Genomic DNA, 23,214 nt, shown 5'->3' with positions numbered 1-23,214 from the left:
AAGCTCCTCCTCTCTTGATTCTTTTGATTAATTAATATTTCGTTCCAAATACGATACGGAAAAGTTCTTCAACAACTTTTTCCCCATCATGAAAAACTCCGCCATCTCTTAATTCTAAAAAGTCTGTCGAAATGACTCGGCAACCTTCTTCACGTAATCCTTGAAAATCATGCTTCACTTGAACTAAATATTCATCATAAATTTCAGGATCCATGTAATTTTCTGGTACTTTTTCTGTATTAACCAGCACTGTATCAACAAACTGCGCTTGTAGATGCTCGTTTAAGACACGAACATGATCTGCATCCGTAAAATGTTCCGTTTCCCCTTTTTGGGTCATGATGTTACAAATATAGACTACTTCCGCAGCTGTTTGTTTGATGGCTTCACCAATTTCTGTAATAACTAAATTAGGTAAAATACTTGTAAAAAGACTCCCTGGTCCTAACACGACCATGTCTGCTTCTTCAATTGCTTTGACGACTTTACGCGCAGCTCTTGGCTGGTCTTCTCCGTGTGTATTTGTTACAAACACATGGTCAATCGTCTTGCGATCCAGTGCAATTTTTGATTCTCCCACCGCCACTGAGCCATCTTTAAATACGGCATGTAACGTTAATGGCCGTTCTGATGATGGATAAATCCGTCCATCAACATGCATCATTTTTGAAAGTAATTGAATCGCTTCATACGTACTTCCTCTCATTTCTGAGACAGCAGCAATGATTAAATTACCGATTGCATGATTGGCAAAATGACTATCTGATTTATCAAAACGATATTGAAAAATATCTTCATATAATTGTGGCATATCTGACAATGCCACTAAAACATTTCTTAAATCTCCCGGAGGTGTCATGTTATTAATAGAGGAACGAAGCTCGCCACTACTACCGCCGTCATCAGCGACCGTTACGACGGCAGTAATATCAACACTTTGATTTCTTAAACTTTTCAAAATTACTGGCAAGCCTGTTCCACCACCAACAACCACGATCTTCGGTTTACGAATTCGATAGGTTTTCATTAAGAGCGATTAACCGTTTCTTTTCTTTTTAAGCGGTCGCGGTGGGTAATATTTACATGGTAATCTTCCTCTTTTAATTCAGCGCCAACACGTTCTGTCAATGCAACAGAGCGGTGTTGTCCGCCAGTACAGCCAATTGCAATGGTGACGCTACTTTTACCTTCTTTTTTATATCCAGGTAAGACTGTTCGCAGTAAATCGATAAATTTGGTATAAAATTCATCTGTTTCTGGGAAGCCCATCACATAATCATAAACAGGTTGATCCATTCCAGTTAACGGCCGTAGTTCATCAATATAATGGGGATTAGGTAAAAAGCGAACATCCATGACGATATCTGCATCAATCGGCAAGCCATATTTAAAGCCGAAGGACACCATTTCCACTCGAAATTCGTGTGTCTCTCTCGTTGCTAGTTCTTTATTCAAACGTTCCCGCAATTGACGAGGGGACAAGTCCGTAGTGTCAATGACCAACTGAGCATCCGCCTTGATTTCTTCCAGCATTGCACGTTCTTTACGAATACCTTCTGTCACTAAACCATCCATCGCCATTGGATGCGCACGCCGTGTCTCTTTATAACGAGAAACCAACTCTTCATCGGTGGCATCTAAAAATAAAATCGTTGTATCAATAAAATTAGTATTTTCAAGTTCGACTAACATATCCTGAATTTCTCTAAAGAAGGTCCGTGAACGTAAATCGATCACTAACGCAATCTTGGTAACTTTTCCAGATTCTTTAATTAATTCCCAAAATTTTGGGATTAAGCTTGGTGGTAAATTGTCGATACAGAAATAGCCCATGTCTTCAAAGCTTTGAACAGCGACTGTTTTTCCAGCGCCACTCATTCCTGTAATAATAACCAGTTGTAAATTTTCTGGCATATTCAACACTCCCTTCACTTGCATCACTATATTATAACACCCCGGGCGTATCAAAGAAAGCTTTTCAATCATTCTTATAAAGATTTCTATTCTTTCATAGAAAAACAGCATTGACATTTTTGTCAACGCTGTTTTAATTGCTGAATTATATTGTATAACTGTGTGTTATTTTAATACAAACTCAATTTCTGTTTTATCAGTAAAATTAGCTTCAAATTCAATTTTTTTACTTATTCATTCATGGCTAACTTTTTCGTAATGTGTTCTTTAATTTGTTCATTTGTAGCTGTTTTGATTGACAATCCATCTAAAAGAGTCATGATTTTGTCTTGTGCTGCCTTACCTTCTAATTCTAAATCAGCAGATTCATCTTCATACGTTGCTTCAATTGTTCCGTTCGATTTTATTTCATAGGTGAACTCAATTTCATTTTCGTCGTATTCGATTTCTACGTCAATCTCTTGAAGACTGGCAACAGTCGGTGTCGGTGTGGTTAGTTCATTGTCTGCTGTTTCATGGTCTCCACCAACTTCAGGAGTTACGGTTTCCCACTTAAAGGTGCCAATTTTAGCTGTTGCTAGATAGGGATTATTAATGGTAATGACTTTCAATTGAAGGTCTGAATGGTTGGCGATATCTGTTAAAATCCCCAGAGCCTGATATGTATTTTGTGTAAAACGTGTCGCAATATTTTGCGCATCAATTGTGGAATAGCCTAATGTTTCCCAGGTGATTTGTTGCTTTAATTCCTGATGAACGGCTTGTACTGTCGCCGGCTCCAATTGAATGCCCGTTGCTTCTTTTAAGTCTTTCTTGGTAAAGCTCATTACTTTTTCATGGTCTGATTGTGAAATTAAGGTCGCTGCTTCCATTGTGTTACTATGTACAAAAGGTGTGATTCCGATAGCTAAGACCATTCCTGCTGTTAATAAACTTGTTGTTATTTTTTTGTTTTTCATTTAAGACTTCCCTTCGTATTCATTGTTATTTTGTTAACAAACATAGTATATCTTTTAATTACACATTAAGTCAACATTTATTTTTAATTTTTATTAAAAAATATTTGTTATTTTATAATAAAAGAACCTTGTTTCCCATAAAAACAAGGTTCTTTATTTAATCATTAATGTTTATTTCAGAACACGTTTTAAATAATATCCTGTGTAACTGTCTTTGACTTTAGCAACTTCTTCTGGTGTTCCAGTCGCCACGATCGTCCCACCACCGTCGCCACCTTCTGGCCCTAGATCAATCACATGATCCGCAGATTTGATGACATCCAAGTTATGTTCAATCACTAAAACGGTATTGCCCGCTTCCACTAAACGCTCTAATACTAGAAGCAACCGCGCAATATCATCGGTATGCAAGCCTGTTGTTGGTTCATCCAGAATATAAAAGTTTTTCCCATTAGAATTTTTATGAAGTTCACTCGCTAGCTTCATCCGCTGTGCTTCCCCACCAGATAAAGTAGTTGCTGGCTGCCCCAATGTCACATAGCCTAAGCCTACATCCACAATTGTTTGCAATTTACGATGAATTTTAGGGATATGTTTGAAAAATTCTACGGCATCTTCCACCGTCATATCTAAAATATCAGAAATGTTTTTGCCTTTATAATGAACTTCTAACGTCTCAGAATTATAACGTTTGCCATGACAAACTTCGCAAGGCACATAGACGTCAGGTAAAAAGTGCATTTCAATTTTGATGATACCATCCCCGCGGCAAGCTTCACAACGGCCACCTTTGACGTTAAAACTAAAGCGACCTTTTTTATAGCCACGAACCTTGGCTTCATTTGTTTGGGCAAACAAATCGCGAATGTCATCAAAAACACTAGTATAAGTCGCTGGATTACTTCTTGGTGTTCGACCAATTGGACTTTGGTCAATGTCAACAATCTTTTCAATGGCTTCATAACCAGTGATGCTTTTGTGTTTCCCAGGTTTATTGGAATTACGATTTAATTTTTGGGCCAGCGCTTTTTTTAAAATTTGATTGACTAAAGTACTTTTCCCTGAACCTGAAACGCCTGTGACAGCAACAAATTCACCTAGCGGAAATTCAACACTGACATTTTTTAAATTATTTTCACTGGCACCAGTGACTTTGATCGCTTTGCCATTGCCTTTGCGACGTTCTTTTGGCACAGGAATCACTTTTTTCCCAGAAAGATATTGTCCGGTCAATGAATGCGGATTTTTAGCAACCTCTTCCGGCGTACCAGCGGCTACAATTTCACCGCCCAGATGTCCAGCGCCAGGTCCCACATCAATCAAGTAATCCGAAGCCATCATTGTATCTTCATCGTGTTCCACCACAATTAATGTATTGCCTAAGTCCCGCATTTTTTTCAATGAGTCAATCAAGCGGTCGTTATCTCGTTGATGCAAACCAATTGATGGTTCATCTAAAATGTAAAGGACGCCTGATAAGTTTGATCCAATTTGTGTTGCTAAGCGAATTCTTTGTGCTTCTCCGCCAGAAAGTGTGCCGGCAGCTCGACTTAAGGTTAAGTAATCTAACCCGACATTTTTTAAGAAGGTTAACCGATCTTCGACTTCTTTTAAAATTGGCCGAGCAATCGTTGTTTCTTGTTCAGATAAAGACACACCTTCAAAAAATTGGACCGCATTTTTTATTGCTAATTCACTGACTTCACCAATGTGCGTGCCATTGATTTTTACAGCTAAAGCTTGCGGATTCAAACGATACCCTTGACAGCTTCGACAAGTCAATTCTGTCATGTATAACCGCATTTGATCTCGTGTAAAATCGCTATTTGTTTCATGATAACGTCGTTTAATATTTTTTAAAATCCCTTCAAATGGTACTTCCACATCACGAACACCACCAAAGTCATTTTCATAATGAAAATGAAAGTTTTTCTCGCCAGAACCATTTAAAATAATTTCTTGTTGGTCTGCAGGTAATTCTTCAAACGGCGTATCCATATCAATCCCAAAACTGGTGGCTGCTTGCTCCAACATTTGTGGATAATATTGGGAACTAATAGGGTTCCACGGAACAATGGCTCCTTCTCTCAAGGTTTTAGTGGGATCTGGAATCACTAAGTCTTTGTCCACTTCTAATTTAACACCTAAACCATCACAATCGGGACAAGCGCCAAATGGTGCATTAAATGAAAACAAGCGCGGTTCCAATTCACCGACTGTGAACCCACAATAAGGACAAGCATAATGTTCACTAAACAACATCTCTTCTTGACCAATCACATCAACAATTGCGTAACCTTCAGCTAAACGCAAAGCCGCTTCAAACGAATCAAACAAGCGAGAGCGAATGCCTTCTTTCACAACGATACGGTCAATCACAATCGCAATATCATGTTTTTTATTTTTTTCAAGTTCTGGTGCCTCACTAACATCATAGGTTTCACCATCCACCCGCATTCTGACATACCCTTCACGTTGGATCATTTCAAACACTTTTTTATGTTGGCCTTTTTTCTTGACCACAACAGGCGCCAAAATTTGAATTTTTGTTCGCTCTGGTAGCTCTAAGACTTTATCAACCATCTGTTCAACAGACTGACTGGTAATTTCAATATGATCGTTAGGACAAATTGGATGACCTACCCGAGCAAATAACAATCGTAAATAATCATTGATTTCTGTGACCGTCCCCACCGTTGAGCGTGGGTTTTTACTTGTCGTCTTTTGATCAATTGAAATAGCTGGACTTAAACCATCGATGCTGTCAACATCTGGTTTATCCATCTGTCCCAAAAATTGTCGCGCATAAGCAGAGAGACTCTCTACATAACGTCGTTGCCCTTCTGCGTAAAGCGTATCAAACGCTAATGAACTTTTGCCAGAACCAGATAGTCCAGTTACAACAACCATTTTGTCACGAGGAATCGTGACATCAATATTTTTTAAGTTATGGGCGCGTGCACCATGAATCACAATTTTATCATTTGCCATATATGTTCTCCTTTTACTAAATCTCTTACGTCAAATCATTTCAAGTCATTCTATAGAGAAAAGATTAGTAAAAGATACGATGGTTCATCGTATCTTTTACTTAATCCGTTGGTTGACTTATTTGGCAGCTTTCAATTCAAGAATGGTATCTCGTAATGTGGCTGCAGTTTCGAAGTCTAACGCTTTGGCCGCATCTTTCATTTCTCTTTCAAGTTTCATTAATAAATCAGCTTTTTCTTGTCTTGATAAATCTTCATATGATTTATCCAATTGAACCACTGTTTCATCTTTATCAGCTGTTTTGGAAATAGAAATCAAATCACGAATTTCTTTAATAATTGTTTTTGGTTCAATGCCATGTTCTTCATTATATGCTTCTTGGATTGCCCGACGTCGTGCCGTTTCATCCATAGCTCGTTGCATCGAATCGGTGATTTTATCTGCATACATAATGACTTTTCCTTCGGCGTTCCGGGCAGCCCGTCCCATCGTTTGCACTAACGAGCGTTCACTACGTAAGAAGCCTTCTTTATCCGCATCTAGAATCGCAATTAAGGAAACTTCTGGCACATCGATTCCTTCACGTAATAAGTTAATACCAATTAGAATATCAAATTCGCCTAATCGTAAATCGCGAATAATCTCCGTTCTTTCCAGTGTTTTTATATCACTATGCAAATATTTAACTTTTAAGCCTAATTCTTTGAAATAGTCGGTTAAATCTTCGGCCATTTTCTTCGTTAAGGTTGTGACAAACACCCGCTGATCTTTTTCGATCCGTTCATTAATTTCGCCCACCAAGTCATCAATTTGACCCATAATTGGGCGGATTTCTACTTCTGGATCTAGTAAACCTGTTGGCCGAATGATTTGTTGAACAACCGTCTCTGTTTGTTCCATTTCATAAGGGCCTGGTGTTGCCGATACATAAACAATTTGGTTTACATGTTGTTCAAATTCTTCTAAACGAAGCGGTCGGTTATCAAGTGCACTTGGTAAACGGAAACCATAGTCCACTAACATTTGTTTCCGTGCTCGGTCGCCATTATACATTCCTCTAATTTGCGGCATTGTTACATGAGACTCATCGATTACAAGTAAGAAGTCCTCTGGGAAAAAGTCCAACAGCGTATACGGCGGCTCTCCCTCTTGGCGACCGTCCATATGTCGAGAGTAATTCTCAATCCCTGACGTATAGCCCATCTCTCTCATCATCTCAATATCATAGTTAGTTCGCTGTTCCAAACGTTGAGCTTCCAATAATTTGTTTTCACTGCGAAGCACTTTCAAACGTGCCTCTAATTCTTCTTGGATCTGCGATATGGCATGTTCCATATGTTCTTCGTTCGTCACAAAGTGTGTTGCCGGAAAAATAGCGACATGCTCTGTTTCGCCGACAATTTCACCAGTTAACGCATCTACTTCACGAATTCGATCAATTTCGTCTCCGAAAAATTCAACACGTAGCGCATGCTCATCCCGTGAAGCTGGGAATATCTCAACCACATCACCGCGGACACGAAAACGCCCCCGTTGAAAATCAATATCATTTCGTTCGAATTGAATATCGACTAAGCTTTTTAGTAACTCATTACGATCCATTTCCATTCCCACACGTAATGAAACAACTTGTTGACTGTATTCCCGCGGATCCCCTAAACCAAAAATACAAGAAACTGATGCTACCACGATGACATCGTTTCGTTCCAATAAAGAACTTGTCGCTGAATGGCGTAGTTTATCAATTTCATCATTAATACTGGAATCTTTTTCAATATATGTATCACTTGAGGGTACATATGCTTCTGGTTGATAATAATCATAGTAACTGACAAAATACTCGACCGCATTATCTGGGAAAAATTCTTTAAATTCCCCGTATAATTGTCCAGCTAGTGTTTTATTATGTGCAATCACTAATGTTGGTTTGTTCACTTCTTGAATCACATTAGAGATTGTAAATGTTTTACCTGTTCCGGTCGCTCCAAGTAAAATTTGAGCTTTTTCTCCACCTTTGACACCGTCAACTAGTTCAGCAATAGCGGCTGGCTGATCTCCGGCAGGCTCATATTTAGAAGCCAAATGAAAGGTATTGGAAGTTTCTCTTTCGATCATTTATAACTCCCCCTCAAAGTGTCTAATTTCTCTTAAATTATCGGCCCATTCTGGCAGAATGTCCACTTATTAGTTTAACATACCGAACATATTTTCGCCACTTTTGCTGTTTCGGACTTCAACTGATCTTAATCTTTTGTTCTTAATTTATATGTCACATTTTATAACATGCAATGTAAGGAAATTAGAGTTTTTTTCTCTTTTTAGCGTTCAAATACTTGTCAGCTTCCTATTTCTTACTATATAATTGTTCAATATGCAAAACTAGGAGGTATTTTATGAAAAGGAAACACTTTTTACTTTCTTTCTTTGTGATGATGGTAACTCTGCTAACATTCATTAGTGGCACTTCAGCACATGCAGAAGGAAAGAAATATACAATTGGAACGGATTTAACATTCGCCCCTTTTGAATTCCAAGACTCAAAAGGAAAATACATTGGTATTGACGTTGATTTATTAGATGCGATTGCCAAAGATCAAGATTTTGAAGTGGATTTAAAACCATTAGGCTTCGATAGTGCAGTCCAAGCGATTCAATCTAAACAAATTGATGGCATGATTGCTGGAATGAGTATTACGGATGAGCGAAAAAAATCCTTTGATTTTTCAGATCCATACTTCGATAGCGGTTTACAATTAGCGGTTAAAAAAGGAAACGACAAAATTAAATCATATGATGATTTAAAAGGCAAAACGGTTGCGGCTAAAGTTGGAACTGAAAGTGCCAACTTCCTTGAAAAAAATAAAGAGAAATATGACTACACCATCAAAAATTTTGACGATGCAACGGGTCTTTATAAAGCCTTAGAAAACGGCGAAGCGGATGCAATCGTTGATGATTATCCTGTATTGGGTTACGCAGTTAAAAATGGGCAAAAATTACAATTAGTTGGTGATAAAGAAACAGGCAGTTCTTACGGTTTCGCAGTGAAAAAAGGACAAAACCCTGAATTAATCAAAAAGTTCAACGCTGGTTTGAAAAATCTTAAAGACAATGGTACTTATGATAAAATTTTAAACAACTACTTAGCGACAGGTGATGAAACAAACACACAAGACGCTGGCGAACAGATGAAAAAAATCACTCCTAAAAAAGAGAAATATGTGATTGCTAGTGATTCTACGTTTGCTCCGTTTGAGTTTCAAAATGCCCAAGGCGATTATGTCGGAATTGATGTAGATTTAGTCAAACGTGCAGCTGAATTGCAAGGTTTTACTGTTGAATTTAAATTTATTGGTTTTAGTTCTGCTGTCCAAGCTGTTGAATCTGGTCAAGCAGATGGGATGGTTGCAGGCATGACGATTACGGATGATCGTAAAAAAGCCTTCGACTTCTCTGTTCCTTACTTTGATAGCGGTATTCAAATTGCGGTCAAAAAAGGCAATGACAAAATTAAATCGTATGATGATTTAAAAGGCAAAAAAGTCGGCGTAAAAATTGGTACTGAAAGTGCTGATTTCTTAGAAAAAAATAAAAAGAAATATGATTACTCAATTAAGTATTTAGACACAACTGATGCATTATACAGTGCGTTAGAAATTGGCGAAGTTGATGCCATGATGGATGATTATCCTGTCATTGGCTACGGGGTTGCGCAAAATCAACCACTAGCGACACCAATTCCTCGTGAAAAAGGTGGTTCTTACGGTTTTGCTGTCAAAAAAGGGCAAAATCCTGAACTACTTGAAATGTTTAACGAAGGCTTAAAAGAAATGAAACGTACAGGTGAATACGATAAAATTATCGGCACTTACGTAAAAGATGGCAACGAAGCCAAAGAAGAAACAGCTGACGAATCTACGTTTGTTGGCTTCATGCAAAACAACTGGAAACAATTGTTACACGGTTTATGGATGACGATTCTATTAACGTTGATTTCCTTCGTACTTGCTTTAATTGTCGGCGTTATTTTCGGATTATTCAGCGTTTCACCAATCAAAGCATTACGTGTACTTTCAACCATTTATGTTGATTTAATTCGCGGAATTCCTTTAATGGTCTTAGCGTTCTTCATCTATTTCGGATTACCTGGTGTACTTGGCTTTAATATCCCGGTCTTCATTGCTGGGATTATCACATTAACTTTAAATGCCAGTGCCTATATTTCTGAAATTGTGCGCGGCGGAATCAAAGCTGTTCCAGTTGGCCAAATGGAAGCTTCAAGAAGTTTAGGTCTTTCCTATAATCGGACAATGCAAAAAATTATTTTACCACAAGCGATTCGCATTATGATTCCTTCATTCATTAACCAATTTGTTATTTCATTGAAAGATACAACTATCCTTTCAGCAATTGGCTTAATCGAACTACTACAAACAGGAAAAATTATTGTTGCTCGGACATTACAAAGTACAATGGTTTACTTCGTTATTGCGTTAATCTACTTAATTTTAATTACTAGCTTAACTAAATTAGCGAAAAACCTTGAAAAGAAGGTGAACTAATATGACTGAAAAAATCTTAGTTGAACATTTAGTAAAAAAATATGGTGACAACACGGTCTTAAACGACATTAATGTTTCTATTAACGAAGGCGACGTAGTCTGCGTCATCGGTCCTTCTGGTTCTGGTAAAAGTACTTTTTTACGTTGCTTGAATCAATTAGAAGAAGCTTCTAGCGGAGACATTATTATTGATGGTGCGAACTTGACAGATAAAAATACGGACATCAACCAAGTCCGTCAACATATCGGCATGGTTTTCCAACATTTCAATTTGTTTCCACATTTATCTATTTTAGAAAATATTGTTTTAGCACCAACCGATTTAGGTCGCTTGTCAAAAGACGAAGCGGAGAAAAAAGCGTTAGAACTTTTAGAACGTGTTGGGTTGGCAGATAAAAAAGATGCCTATCCAGATTCTTTATCTGGTGGTCAAAAACAACGTGTCGCAATTGCACGTGCGTTAGCGATGAATCCTGATATCATGCTTTTCGATGAGCCAACATCAGCCCTTGATCCAGAAATGGTTGGCGATGTTCTTGGTGTAATGAAAGATTTAGCAAAACAAGGAATGACAATGGTCATCGTTACTCACGAAATGGGCTTTGCAAAAGAAGTGGCTAATCGAGTAATGTTCATTGATGGCGGTAACTTCCTAGAAGATGGTTCGCCAGAGCAAGTCTTTGAAAATCCTCAAAACCCTCGAACAAAAGATTTCTTAGATAAAGTATTAAATATTTAAACAAAAGCACTTGGCGCGCGCTAGCGCCCAAGTGCTTTATTTTATGGTTAAATTGTTTCCGTGACAGAGACAGATTGAACGTGCCCTTTTTCTTTCAAGAGATGGTGCAAGTTGGAATGCCAGAAATCTTCTTTGCCTACATAAGAAATCTTTGCTGTCACTGCCTCTTGTTCGGATTCCAAAGTCAATTCTACTAAGCGCTCCCCTTTTTCTAAAGAAGCTTGAAGTTGTTCATGCAGTCGGCTTTCTTTAATCATGGGTTCCTTCATTTTTACGATAAGCTGCAATCGTTTTAAAGGAGTTTTTCGTTTAAAATGGGCCAGAGCTAATACTAGCAAAGTTGCCACGAGATTGATAAATGCAATGGTTAAAAAGCCCATCCCAATGACTAAACCAATAATAGTAACATTCCACATCATTACTGCTGTTGTTAACCCAGAGACTTTCCTTTCTCTAAAAACGATAATCCCCGCACCGAGAAAGCCTACACCACTAATCACTTGGGCGCCATATCGTGTAATATCCATAGAAATAATGGACGCCAAGGCGCTATTTTGTTTCACCACATCGACTAAAATATCCACCGATTGAATCTGTAAAATGGAAATCGTACAGGAGGCCAAACATAAAATGGCATTACTACTGATACCGAAGCCGTTTCTTTTAATCCTTCTTTCTAACCCAATCAATGCTCCAAAAACCACGGCTAGAGCCATCCGAATGACAACGTCGGTGAGAGAAAGTTCAATCATTTTTAAAGAATTCATCGCTTTCTCTCCTTTCTTGCAAGTGACTATTTGACTTATTTTGTATTAACTAATAAACGCAAGCCATTAAAAATGACCACTAAGGTACTTCCTTCATGAATAAGTACGCTAAATGCGATATTCGCAATACCTAAAAAGTTCAAGATAATTAACGTTGCTACCACTAACATTGAAAAAATAATATTTTGCTGCACAATTTTATTCAAGCGTTTTGAGACACGGTGAGCATAGCCTAATTTAGAAAGATCATTTTTCATCACTACCACGTCTGCAACATCGATAGCAATGTCTGTACCATCCCCCATCGCCACTCCGATATCAGCATTCACTAAAGCGGGCGCATCGTTAATGCCATCACCAACCATCCCTGTCATTCCTACTTCGCGTTTTAATTGATCAACAATCGCTGATTTTTCCTCAGGTAAAACATTAGCAAAAACTTGGTCCACGCCTACTAAGCGACCAACTGCTTCACCCGTAAGTTTTGCATCTCCTGTAATCATTGTTGTTTCAATATTTTGTGACTTGAAATAGTGAATGGCGTTCATTGCTTCTTCATTAGGAACATCCATCAATGCCACTAAACCAATCACTTGTTCATTTTCGGCAAAGTACACTACCGTTTTGCCTTCACTCGCTAATTTCGTTGTTTGTTTCTCAATGATTGTTGGCACTTGTTCAAAACTAGATGGTTTACCCATTCTAAAAGTTGTGTCTGCAATGGTCGTTACTAAACCCACCCCGACAATATTTTCTACTTCTAAATTTAAAGCCGTTGTTTCTGCTTCAAAGCGATTAACAATCGCCGTCGCCAATGGATGATTGGATTTTTTCTCCATATTTGTTAAAACAGCTACTAATTCGTCTTGGCGATCTTCTAAGCCATCAACAAAAAGATAATCTGTGACCTCAGGTTTGCCTTTTGTTAGTGTGCCTGTTTTATCAAAAGCGAGTGCTTTCACTTCAGCTAAATTTGATAAGAATGAGCCACCTTTAAACAAAACGCCTTGTTTCGCTAAATTGGAAATTCCTGATAAAGTTGCCGGAACGGCACTCGCTGCTAATGCACAAGGGGAGGCAGCAATTAAGAAGACCAAGCCTCTGTAAAAACTTTCAGCCCAAGTCAATTGGAAAAGTAATGCGCCACCTAAAACAATTAGTGGAAAAACTGCTAAAACTAGTGTGACATATTTCGGTTCAAATCGTTTAATTTTGCTTGCAATTTCTGATTGATTTTCTTGTGATTGGTTCACGAGCTGTACGATTTTTGCAAAAACTGTTTCTGAACTATCTTTCGTTACTTCAACAACAATTGTGCCTGAACCGTTCATGGTACTACCAAAAACTGCGTCCCCGCTATTTTTTTCTTTGGGAATACTTTCCCCATTAATAGATGATTCATCCACAGCGGTACTTCCTTCAATCACGACGCCATCTGTCGGGATTTGGGCACCATTGAGGACTTGCACGCGGTCACCAATCTTCAATTGTTCAACTGACACAGTTTGAATTGAGCCGTCATCTGTTATCAGGCGAGCTTCTGTTGGATTTAAATTTAATAGTTTTGTAATTTCACGTTGGCTTTTGCCTTGGGCATAATCTTCAAGGAAATGCGCCGCCGCAAAAATCAAAATCAACAATGCTGATTCTTCAAAACTTCCCATTAATGCTGAACCAACTGCAGCTAAGGTCATTAACAAATGAATATTAGGCGAAAACTTTCGATTGTTTTTCGTATCCCGATACGTATCTCCAAAGCCTTCCCCAATAATATGATAACCAGCTAAAATAGCAGCTAACGAGAAAAGAATATTTTTCACTAAGAGCATGTTCCCTAAAAATAAACCGATAAAGAAAAGAGCCAATCCTGTAAAAAAGAGAATAACTGGAACGTTTTTACCTTTTTCTTCATGTGTGTGTGCACCTGTTTGTTTTGACATTGTTATGCGCCTCCTCATCAATGTTTTTCTATTCATATGAATGTATATTCATATTATAAAACACTTGGGTGGTTTTGTAAAGACTTAAACACAAAGACAAGCGATGATTCTATTCGATAGGATCACCGCTTGTCTTTGTCGATTCTTTTTGATGTTGATATTTTTCTTCTTGAATAGTCAATAATGATTGCGTTAAATTGACCCAATCAATCGAACGAGGTGGATCCAGCCAAACCATAACTTTACTCTGTTCTTCTTGATACAAGTTATTTAAATTGGTAATCACCACATCTGGTAAGGTATCTGATAACGGGTCAATAATTTCTACATTTAAATTCACATAGACGGATAAATTTTTTTTGATAAATTGGTTATACTCTTTTCCATAAGAAAAATCAATTAGGACCTTGGCTGGCTCTGCAATTAAACGAACCGGAACATGATTAATTAGCAACAATAGATAGTTAAAAAACAAACAGTGATTGGCTTTCGCAATTTTTTTATGTTTTGCTGTTAACCAACGAATATATTCAATTAAATAAAAATAAAATTCCGGATATGTTTGCTTAAAAAACTGTAAATCCATTTCAAAATCGTCAAACATATTAATCGGAAAGTAAATAACATTGAAATGAATAATTGCTAACCCTTCTTCTAGAGTATTCCTTGTTGACTCCTCTAAACAATTAAATGCTTTTTCAAAACTTCCAATGAAAACACGAGTTAGGCTTTCAATCGTAGGATCTTCGTGAATGACATATTTTTTCTCTAGTTTGCCATGCAAATACAAGAAAAAAACAATCGTATACGTTAATGATTTTGAGGCCAATGCCCATGCCACTTGCGATTTTTTTATTAGTTCCTCTGAAAATGTATTCAGTGCACGCGTATCGATCCCTTCCACCGCACGTCCTTCGTTGTTAATCATAATAGCTAAATAATGGAAAAAATTGCGTCGCTCATAGGTGGTGAAAGTATAGTTTAACTCAACAGACTGTAATACACGTTTCGCTTCATTATAAACTTTTACCGAATATAGTTCGGAAATTGGTTGATTGGAAAGCGTGAACAATTTATACAAAAAAAATGAAATTGCTTTTTGATTGCCGACAATTTCCCGCTTACTAAAATAGATCTGATACTCCTTTAAGGCTTTTTTTAGCCGCTGTAAGGTACTATACGCCACAGAGGTGCTGACATGATTACATTCAGCAAACTTTGTCAAACTATAATTTCCTCTAAAGTAAGACAACACTAATTTAAAAGAGAGCGATTCTGTTAAGTATTTCGTGAGCAAAAGTTTACTTGAATAGTTTCCATCAATTTCAAGTGTAACATCTACATCAGAAACGACTAAAGTTAAGCTGTCGCTTAACTTTAGATTGTCAATATCTGCTTTTAATTTTTCTAATGTTTTTTTGACTAAAAAATTCGACATTGATAATTCTTCGCGAAGTGCAATAAAAGTACCTGATAGCGTGGGACTTTCTTCTAAATGCCTTAGCAAGGAATAACTTCGTTGATCTTCTTTATTTAAAAAAATTTCATAATTCATCATTTATCAGTTCTTTCTCCCATAAATAGCCGTTCCTACTAATTCCCGTATGAAATTCAAGTAAAAAGTGTTTTGCCCCTCCGTTCCAGCACCGCCTGTGCTATTTGGTACAATGGTGATATGGCTAGCATCAAATAATTCATCCGTGAAAAATACTTGATGCTGACTTTTCTTGGAAGAAGGCCTTTCTTCATTTGTTTTTGGATTATTGGTTGTCACTTCTTTTTTACTAACGTCTTCGCTACTTTCTTCCGCTTGCGTTTCGCTAGTAATAGTACTTTCATTTGTTTCTTCCATTTTTTCTGGTGTGCCAGTATTCTCAATCGGATAAATTTCTTCTGTTGGATTGGTCGGATTATAAATTGGATTCCGTTCTTCTGCTGCTTGCACATTGGTTACTTGAAAAAACGAGAGTAACAATGTACTCCATAATAGTAAATGTTTGTATTTATCCATTTTTCTCACATATATTGCCAAATACTTTAGCTACATAACAAAACAAAAAATATAACTAGTAAAGTGGTATCAGACGATATTTAACAATACTCCTTCTTATTATTTCTTTTTTTGAGTTAGGTTTGTTGAATAAACTGCATGTTTGATAAGTAAAAACAAACAAAAACGTTGCCGATAATCAAATCAAAAATTAACTACTCTTTATATTTCTCTTTCGTTTTTTTCCTGTTTCTTTTTTCGCCAAATCAACCAAGCAATGATTAAAATCACTATCAATAATAGTAGTAAGCCAATCATCAAATATAAATTCGAATGATTTTCTTTTAAGGTGACATCTTTTTCATTTAATTCTTTGGCAACTTCACCATTAATTGTAAAGTCTTTTTCAAATTGCCATTGATTTCTAAAAGATATCGATTCATTGTTTATTGATTTTTTAAATGAGCCTGCAGCATCTTTATTCCCAACAACGGTCATAGACAAATGGTAATCTCCTGGCTTAAGTGGTTGCCCTTTTAGCGCAATGGGAACAGAAAAATTGGTATTTGGCGCAATTTGCATGTTTGCTTTTTCCTCTTTATATAAAACTTCTTCATGCCCCTTTTTGGTAATCTCTACCGAAAATGCAACTTGGTTAATATATGTTTTTTGATCATTTTGTAGATTGACTAAAATCACATTTCTAGCATTAATCTGTCCTGGTGAGACTTTTTTCAAAAGTAAATTCGGCTCAACCTTTTTTTTATTTTGTTGCATCAATAATGCAACGACATACGAATATTCATTTTTAATGGATAACCCCTGACTCTTATCGTCTTGACGTTTGCCTTTATCCGACGTTTCTTCTTTAAAAGTGATACCACTAGCTAACACTCCATCAAAGGGTGTATTAGGCATTTTGACGTTAATAGAAACCGTTTGTTCACTTTTCGGTTTTAAACGAACTGAGCTAGGGTATTGAACGTAGTCTTTTATATCAAACGCTAAACTTTGATCTTTTTTCCCCTTATTTTCACCATACTCCACGATTACATTTGAATTGGTAATGGCACTATTGATGGAAATACCTACCTTTACTTCTTTATCTGTATCATTGCGCAAGTTCACTTTCAACTCAGTTTCTTCATTTGGTGCTAGTAATAAATCAAAGTAAGTTTTTTCTTTATCTACTTGTTTTTCTGATGGAATAGGCGTAACCGCAAAATTAAATTCACTGGCAAAACCATTGCTAGGTACTAACGCTAAAAGAATTAGTAGTATCGGAAAAAAAAGAAATCGTTGTTTTTTTCTGTTCAAATTATTTACTCCTTTTCTATATGTAGTGAATAGCAGGTAACCATGTTCCCCGCTATTCTTCTTTTAAAACTCGTTTAATTTCCTGGAGCGTCTGTCAACGTCCATGTTAATTTTGTGGCGTATTTTTCAGCATATTTGGTTGTAGAACCTGGAACAGTTAACTCAATACTTTTAGCAGCTGTAGTTGCATCTGTTCCCCAATCAAATAAATAAGTTCCTGCACCGTTTCCTTTCGCTGCACTCATTACATCTGATTGACTACCATCTGAATTCAACGTGATTGTGGCTGGGCCTGTTGGTTTGCCTGAATCTGAAGCAGTCACTACATTTCCGTTTTTAAACGTGATAGCTGCCCCAGTCAATTCTTTACCAGAAGTTGATTTAAATTGTCCTTCTTGTTTCACTTTTAATGACCAGCCAGCTTCAGTTCCACGGTTATCTGTTACTTGGACATAGTTAGGCCCTTCTTTGACTTCATCGGTTGCGCCTACCGTCTTGTATTTTTGGGTAGCAGCAAAATAAGTCTGATCCTTCGACGTGATTTTTTGAATACCGAAGTCTAGACTTGACGCATAATCAATTGACAACGGACCGTTTGTTCCTGGATTAGGACCTTCAGGATCTGTTGGGTCAATAGGATCAACTGGATTAGTTGGATCCGTTGGGTCAACCGGATTAGTTGGCTCTTCACTTGGTGTAAATTCTACGATACCATTAGATGTATAACTACCGCCATCTTCTGCAAAGGCTTGAGAAGTCATGCCTAAGCTCCCTAAAATAAATGTGGATAAACATACTGTTGTTACTTTTTTCATTTTCTTTTCTCCATTCTTTTCTTTAATTTCCTGGTACGTCTTCTAACGCCCAAGATAAACGAGCTTTAAATGTTCCAACTCTTTGATAAGCTACAGGAACATTAATTTGAATTCCTTGTTGTTTTGATTCATCAAGTAATGCTGTTAAATCTGTTTCACCTTTCTGATTACTTTCTAAAAGCGTAATTGCCTCATTTGTAATCTGAGAGCTTCCAGCAGTTGAAACGAAAGAAAAAACATCTGGCATTACAATTGAATCATTTGTTAACGGTTGCGTTTGCTTTAGTTGCAGGCGCCAATTATTTGCGTTACGTTCATCCACGACTTTTAGTCCTTCGGTGGGATGCCCAAGTTTAATTAGTGGTTGATTACGTATCTTTTCCGTACCAAAAGTAATCTGTTTTGGTGCCTCTTTAAAATATAGTTCCCCTAAACGATAGTAAAAATAAATGTCTTTTGTTTCCTCTGTCATTGTTCCTTCCGCATTGCCCGAGTCTTTTGTAAAAACATAGCCAGAAATATCTAGGGGTTTTTCTTGATAGGGTGCACCAATTTTCCCTGTTACACTCTTAGGTGGAGCAATATCTTTACCTTCCGCGTCTTTATAAAAAACGGTCACTGTTTTTTCTGTTGGTTTAGGAATAGTAATCGTTACATTATTTGACTTTTGCAGTAAGGTTCCTTCTTCATAATAGTCAAAGTTCATAGTTAAAACTTTTTCGGGCGTATTATCTTGAAGGGTTGTTTTTAATTCAATAATCATGTCCTTCTTTAAAACTAGGTAGTCATTTAAAGCAATTGTTAAGTGATTCCCTGTTTGTGTCAGATCTTTGGCTGCTACCTTTTTACCATCAATCGTTAATGAATTTTCTTCATATGCTAATTCATCAGGTAAGTCAATGCTTACTTGCGGTTGACGATCTTCGATAAAGTCATTGTCAATATTCAACGTATTCCGTAGTCTCACCTGATCATTTTTCACTGCTTCAACAGCTGAGCTAAACTCCTGACCATTCACGCTAAGGGCTGCTTGTGACGTAACGTTGGTAGGAATTTGTGTCATTGCTAAAGCATTCTCTTGGTATTTGCCCCCTGTGGATGATGTAAAGCCCCAATAAACTGTTGTTGCGCCAAATTGTGCATTTAAATCTGAAACTACATACGTATTCGTGCCCACACCTTCTAAATCATATGTTAATGCTTTGGTTACGGCATTCCAATGAACAGTCAACATGCGCCAGGTTCCATTAGATAGATAGGTTGGCGCAACGGTGACGCCTGAATGCTCCCCTGTATAGCTGTTGTTATTAGCTTTCGGAGTGACAAAAGCTAAATGTCCATTTCCCTTATCTTGTGAAATTTCTCGGTCCATTCGGTTGGAACTACCAGTATTTTTATAGGTATCAAACTCAATCGATAAGGCATTTCTAACATAAGGTTGACCAGCTTTCGTGGAGTATGCACCGATTCCCATCCCAGGTGAACCAATGACTTCTTGAGGCGTTGTGGACATTCTAGGATCATTCGTTAAGGTAAAGGTCATACCATCACCAGCATTTGCATACTCGTTTCCTAAATACAAATAACTTTTAAAGGTAAAATCCGACAATAAACTGATTGGTTTTTTTGACCAAATAGCTCCTTTTTGTGATTTAACAGCTGGGTTTAGTTGTAATAACTTCCCACCTTCTAAAATACTTGTTGCATTTCCAATTGGCTCTTGAAATACCTTGTCGATTGGAATGATATTAGGATCATCAGGCAATGAAGTAGCGTATGGCGCAGCCAACATGCGCGGCTGTGGTTCAACTATCGCCGATTCCGTTGCACTGTTATCGTCATCCTTTTGTTGTTCGCTAGGTTCTAAAGTAGCCGTTGATTGGTCTGTTTCTGCTGGATGATTATCGGTTGTTGTTGTCGTTTCTAGGGAAGATTCTTGCTCTAATGTTTCCGAGTGAGAAGGAGCGCTAGTTGCCTGATCATTGGCCGATTCCTCCACTATTTCCCGATTGACTTCGTTGATATTTGTCGAAGGATTACTAATCGCTTCGCTAGTAATAGGCGCAAGGATTAGTAAGAATAAACTACTTGCCAAAAAGACTAGGCTTTGTTTGTTTCGCATCTCTCTTCACCTCTATTTTTTAAATTCCTGGTACATCCGTCAACGTCCACAATAATTTTGTTTGATATTTCACGGCATCTTTAGGGGTTGACCCTGGTACTGATAGCGCAACATCTTTTGTAACATTAACATTGTGTACCGTATTGGTTTCATCGCGTTCTGCAACCACTTCTACTTTACCCCAATAAGTAGCCCAAGTTCCTGCACCGGTTCCTTGCTTCGCAGCTGCCACTAGCGATGCGGTTCCTGGAACAAGGGCAATCTTATTTGTTGCCTCTGGTTTCACAACATTTTGCGCATTACTATTAACGGTCGGGTTAGCTAAAGAAATTTGCGCACCTGTCAACTGACTATTTAAAGTCGCCTTTGTTGCTTTAAATTGCTCCTTTTGCGTAACGGTTAAAGACCAACCGCTATTGGTTCCTCTATTATCAGAAATTTGCACAAAATTTGGTGTTTCTTTTTGATTTTCTTGATATTGCTGTGCTCTTGCAAAATATACTTGGTCTTTATTCGAAATACGATTTTTCCCAAAGTCAAAACTTGAAGCATAATCAATAGACAGCGGTCCTTGGGTACCAGGATTGGGACCTTCTGGGTCTGTCGGATCAATTGGTTTGACTGGCTTTTCTGGATCGGGATTTTCTGGATCAACTGGCTCTGTCGGATCTACGTTCGGAATAAATTCTACTAAACCATTCGAACGATACTCTTTTGGCTCTTCTGCCTTCGCTTGTAAGGACCAACCAGCAACTGCAAACGTACTGCATAGAACGATTCCTGTGAATTGTTTTTTCATTGCTTTTCTCCTTTATTTAATTATTAGCGGGAGTATCTTCTAATGCCCAAACTAACTTCGTTGAATATTGTTGTGCAAGCTTTACAGATTTTCCGGGAACGAATAGTTGGACAGCTTCTTTATTTGTTGCTTCATTTGAACCAAAGCGATAAACCCAAGTCCCAACACCTGTTTCTTTTTTAGCGTTCATCGCTAGATTATTATTTACACCAGGTGTTAAGGAAATAGTACTACTGACTTCAGTAGGTTTATATTTTTCATCCACCATTGAAGCAGCTGCTGCCTTTGTAAACGTCAATTGAGCGCCGACTAGTTCTTCTCCAGTAGCTGTTTTAAATTGTTCAGGTTGGGAAAGCGTTAGTTTCCATCCTGCTAACGTTCCTCTTTTATCAGTTACTTGTACATAGGTTGGTTTTTTTGAACCATCTTTCATTTCATCTGGCGCAGCATAATACGTTTGATCTGCCGTAGAAATCTTTTGTGTACCAAATTTAAATTTTGACCCATAATCAATTGATAAGGCACCACCCGTTCCTGGCCCTGGAGGATCAATTGGGTCTACTGGATCAGTAGGATCGGGATTTTCTGGATCAACAGGCGGTGTGATTTCGTTATCGCCTGCTTCAAAAGTAATTGTGCCTTCCGTATTGTATTCTTTCGGAAAAGTTTCTGCTGCTGATGCGTTTATTGCTTGAAACCCTACGCCTAAAAGTATGGTTGCCGATGTAAGTAAAACAGTTTTTTTCATTAAATAAGCTCCTTCTCTCGTTTCATTTTATTAATTAAATAAATGACTACCCCCAACAAACTAACTCCTATCAAGGAATACAGCGGATTTTCAGACTCGCCTGTTTTAGGTAAAACTGCTTGTCCAGAAGCAGCTAAATTATTTCTTCCCTGTTCTTCTGATTGTTGGGTATACGCTACGTCATTTGACTCTTTTTCATTCTCATAAACGTAGGTGCCATAGAAACTCGCTTGACCATTTGATTCATAATTATTTTCTTCAGCCATAACGCTTTTTGTTTGCAACCCAATGATCAATAGCCCTAAACATACCAAACTAAACCTTTTTATGATTTTCATCTGAATTCCTCCTTCCCCATTTTCAACATTGACTGGCCCAGCCAATAAACATTATATAAAAGAAATATTTATTAGATTTTTTTATTTTTTTCAGACGCTTTTAAAAAATAAAATGGTTTCAGCTAATAAAGCTTTAAAATCAACACTTTTAAAGACAAAAAAATAAACAAAAAAACTTCAAAAAATAATTTTCGAAGTTTTTTTGTTTATTTTTTTATTATTTTTATACTTCAACCGCTTCTAACAAAGCTAAACGTTCAGCAACTTCTGCTTCTGTTAAATTATGTTTTTTTACATAACGGTTGGCAGGATGCTGGCTACATTCTAATGAGCAGCCACCTAAATGTTTATGTTCATTTTCTTCTGAAGTTAAGATTTGACGATTACATTCTGGGTTTGCACAGTTAATGTAGCGTTCGCAAGGTGTCCCATCAAACCAGTCTTTCCCAATAACTTTTTTATCAACATGATTAATTTCGACACTGATTCGGTCATCAAAGACATACATTTTGCCGTCCCAAAGTTCGCCACGTGTTTCTGGATTTTTTCCATAGTTGGCGATACCACCATGCAATTGAGCAACATCTTCAAATCCTTCTTTTAATAACCAGCCAGAAAATTTTTCACAGCGAATCCCGCCAGTACAATAGGTAACAATTTTTTTATCCATAAATTGTTCTTTGTTCTCGCGAATCCATTGTGGTAACTCACGGAAACTACGGATATCTGGGCGCACGGCACCACGGAAATGTCCTAAATCATATTCATAATCGTTACGAGCATCGATTACAACAGTGTCTTCGTCTAATAAGGCTTCTTTAAATTCTGCAGGTTCCAAATATTTCCCCGTCGTTTCCAATGGATCAACGTCTTCTTCTAAGTTCAACGCCACTAATTCAGAACGTGGGCGAACAAACATTTTGCGGAACGCCATTTCTTCTGCTGGATCAATTTTAAAGAATGTATCCTTAAAGCGCTCATCTGCTTGCATTGCTTCCATGTACTTTTCTGTTTCTTCGACAGTACCAGATAACGTTCCGTTAATCCCTTCTGTCGCTACTAAAATACGGCCTTTTAAATTTAATGATTTGCAAAAAGCTAAATGCTCTTTCGCAAAAGCTTCTGGATCTTCAATTGTTGTATATTTGTAATAAAGTAATACTTGGTATTTCATCTTGTTTTCCCCTTTTGTATAAAGTCATTCTATCCCATT

General features: G+C 37.5%; 17 protein-coding genes and 1 pseudogene. 2 read left to right on the top strand and 16 right to left on the bottom strand.

The window, feature by feature from the left end:
* Positions 1 to 31: 31 nt before the first annotated feature.
* The 5 genes and pseudogenes from IGM04_RS02520 to uvrB form a co-directional block, all read right to left on the bottom strand.
* Entirely contained in the window at positions 32 to 1,027 is a 996-nt protein-coding gene (locus IGM04_RS02520) for a gluconeogenesis factor YvcK family protein (protein ID WP_075582851.1), read from the bottom strand.
* Complete coding sequence (gene rapZ, locus IGM04_RS02515) at positions 1,027 to 1,914, bottom strand: RNase adapter RapZ (protein ID WP_002355625.1); 888 nt, start codon at positions 1,912 to 1,914, stop codon at positions 1,027 to 1,029. Before rapZ ends, IGM04_RS02520 begins: the two co-directional genes overlap by 1 nt.
* Positions 1,915 to 2,079: 165 nt before the next feature.
* Positions 2,080 to 2,873: pseudogene (locus IGM04_RS02510) on the bottom strand (YusW family protein).
* 171 nt (positions 2,874 to 3,044) lie between these two features.
* Positions 3,045 to 5,864 (bottom strand): excinuclease ABC subunit UvrA, encoded by a 2,820-nt coding sequence (uvrA, locus tag IGM04_RS02505; protein ID WP_002361280.1) that lies wholly within the window; start codon positions 5,862 to 5,864, stop codon positions 3,045 to 3,047.
* 117 nt (positions 5,865 to 5,981) lie between these two features.
* Positions 5,982 to 7,979, bottom strand: a complete 1,998-nt coding sequence (uvrB, locus tag IGM04_RS02500; RefSeq protein WP_033594582.1) for an excinuclease ABC subunit UvrB — start codon at positions 7,977 to 7,979, stop codon at positions 5,982 to 5,984.
* A gap of 278 nt (positions 7,980 to 8,257) precedes the next feature.
* Here uvrB and IGM04_RS02495 point away from each other — a divergent pair, with 278 nt between their 5' ends.
* Together IGM04_RS02495 and IGM04_RS02490 are read left to right on the top strand one after the other, a co-directional pair.
* Positions 8,258 to 10,426, top strand: a complete 2,169-nt coding sequence (locus IGM04_RS02495) for an amino acid ABC transporter substrate-binding protein/permease (RefSeq protein ID WP_002361277.1) — start codon at positions 8,258 to 8,260, stop codon at positions 10,424 to 10,426.
* 1 nt (position 10,427) lies between these two features.
* The gene (locus tag IGM04_RS02490) at positions 10,428 to 11,165 is read left to right on the top strand and encodes an amino acid ABC transporter ATP-binding protein (protein ID WP_002355616.1); all 738 of its coding nucleotides are present in this window, start codon (positions 10,428 to 10,430) and stop codon (positions 11,163 to 11,165) included.
* 47 nt (positions 11,166 to 11,212) lie between these two features.
* Here IGM04_RS02490 and IGM04_RS02485 read toward each other — a convergent pair whose 3' ends face one another.
* The 11 genes from IGM04_RS02485 to trhO form a co-directional block, all read right to left on the bottom strand.
* Complete coding sequence (locus IGM04_RS02485; RefSeq protein ID WP_086317665.1) at positions 11,213 to 11,932, bottom strand: MgtC/SapB family protein; 720 nt, start codon at positions 11,930 to 11,932, stop codon at positions 11,213 to 11,215.
* 35 nt (positions 11,933 to 11,967) lie between these two features.
* Positions 11,968 to 13,872, bottom strand: coding sequence for a heavy metal translocating P-type ATPase (locus tag IGM04_RS02480; protein ID WP_048737347.1), 1,905 nt, complete (start codon positions 13,870 to 13,872; stop codon positions 11,968 to 11,970).
* Positions 13,873 to 13,981: 109 nt separating this feature from the next.
* Positions 13,982 to 15,430: a helix-turn-helix domain-containing protein gene (locus IGM04_RS02475; protein WP_086317664.1), complete on the bottom strand. Its 1,449-nt coding sequence runs from the start codon at positions 15,428 to 15,430 to the stop codon at positions 13,982 to 13,984.
* Between the two features lie 3 nt (positions 15,431 to 15,433).
* Entirely contained in the window at positions 15,434 to 15,883 is a 450-nt protein-coding gene (locus IGM04_RS02470; RefSeq protein WP_002381257.1) for a hypothetical protein, read from the bottom strand.
* 201 nt (positions 15,884 to 16,084) lie between these two features.
* Complete coding sequence (locus IGM04_RS02465; RefSeq protein ID WP_086317663.1) at positions 16,085 to 17,179, bottom strand: DUF916 and DUF3324 domain-containing protein; 1,095 nt, start codon at positions 17,177 to 17,179, stop codon at positions 16,085 to 16,087.
* A gap of 74 nt (positions 17,180 to 17,253) precedes the next feature.
* Positions 17,254 to 17,994, bottom strand: coding sequence for a WxL domain-containing protein (locus IGM04_RS02460; RefSeq protein ID WP_010817055.1), 741 nt, complete (start codon positions 17,992 to 17,994; stop codon positions 17,254 to 17,256).
* 22 nt (positions 17,995 to 18,016) lie between these two features.
* Entirely contained in the window at positions 18,017 to 20,116 is a 2,100-nt protein-coding gene (locus IGM04_RS02455) for a lectin-like domain-containing protein (protein WP_086317662.1), read from the bottom strand.
* Between the two features lie 19 nt (positions 20,117 to 20,135).
* Entirely contained in the window at positions 20,136 to 20,915 is a 780-nt protein-coding gene (locus tag IGM04_RS02450) for a WxL domain-containing protein (protein ID WP_002355607.1), read from the bottom strand.
* A gap of 16 nt (positions 20,916 to 20,931) precedes the next feature.
* Positions 20,932 to 21,663, bottom strand: a complete 732-nt coding sequence (locus IGM04_RS02445; protein ID WP_086317661.1) for a WxL domain-containing protein — start codon at positions 21,661 to 21,663, stop codon at positions 20,932 to 20,934.
* Positions 21,663 to 22,046, bottom strand: coding sequence for an LPXTG cell wall anchor domain-containing protein (locus tag IGM04_RS02440; RefSeq protein ID WP_002355604.1), 384 nt, complete (start codon positions 22,044 to 22,046; stop codon positions 21,663 to 21,665). The genes IGM04_RS02445 and IGM04_RS02440 overlap by 1 nt, the downstream gene beginning before the upstream one ends.
* Positions 22,047 to 22,224: 178 nt before the next feature.
* Positions 22,225 to 23,175, bottom strand: a complete 951-nt coding sequence (gene trhO / locus IGM04_RS02435) for an oxygen-dependent tRNA uridine(34) hydroxylase TrhO (RefSeq protein WP_002355603.1) — start codon at positions 23,173 to 23,175, stop codon at positions 22,225 to 22,227.
* Positions 23,176 to 23,214: the final 39 nt, after the last annotated feature.

The organism is Enterococcus sp. DIV2385, assembly GCF_051711925.1.
GTDB lineage: Bacteria > Bacillota > Bacilli > Lactobacillales > Enterococcaceae > Enterococcus > Enterococcus faecalis.
This window is presented reverse-complemented; position numbering and strand designations above follow the sequence as displayed.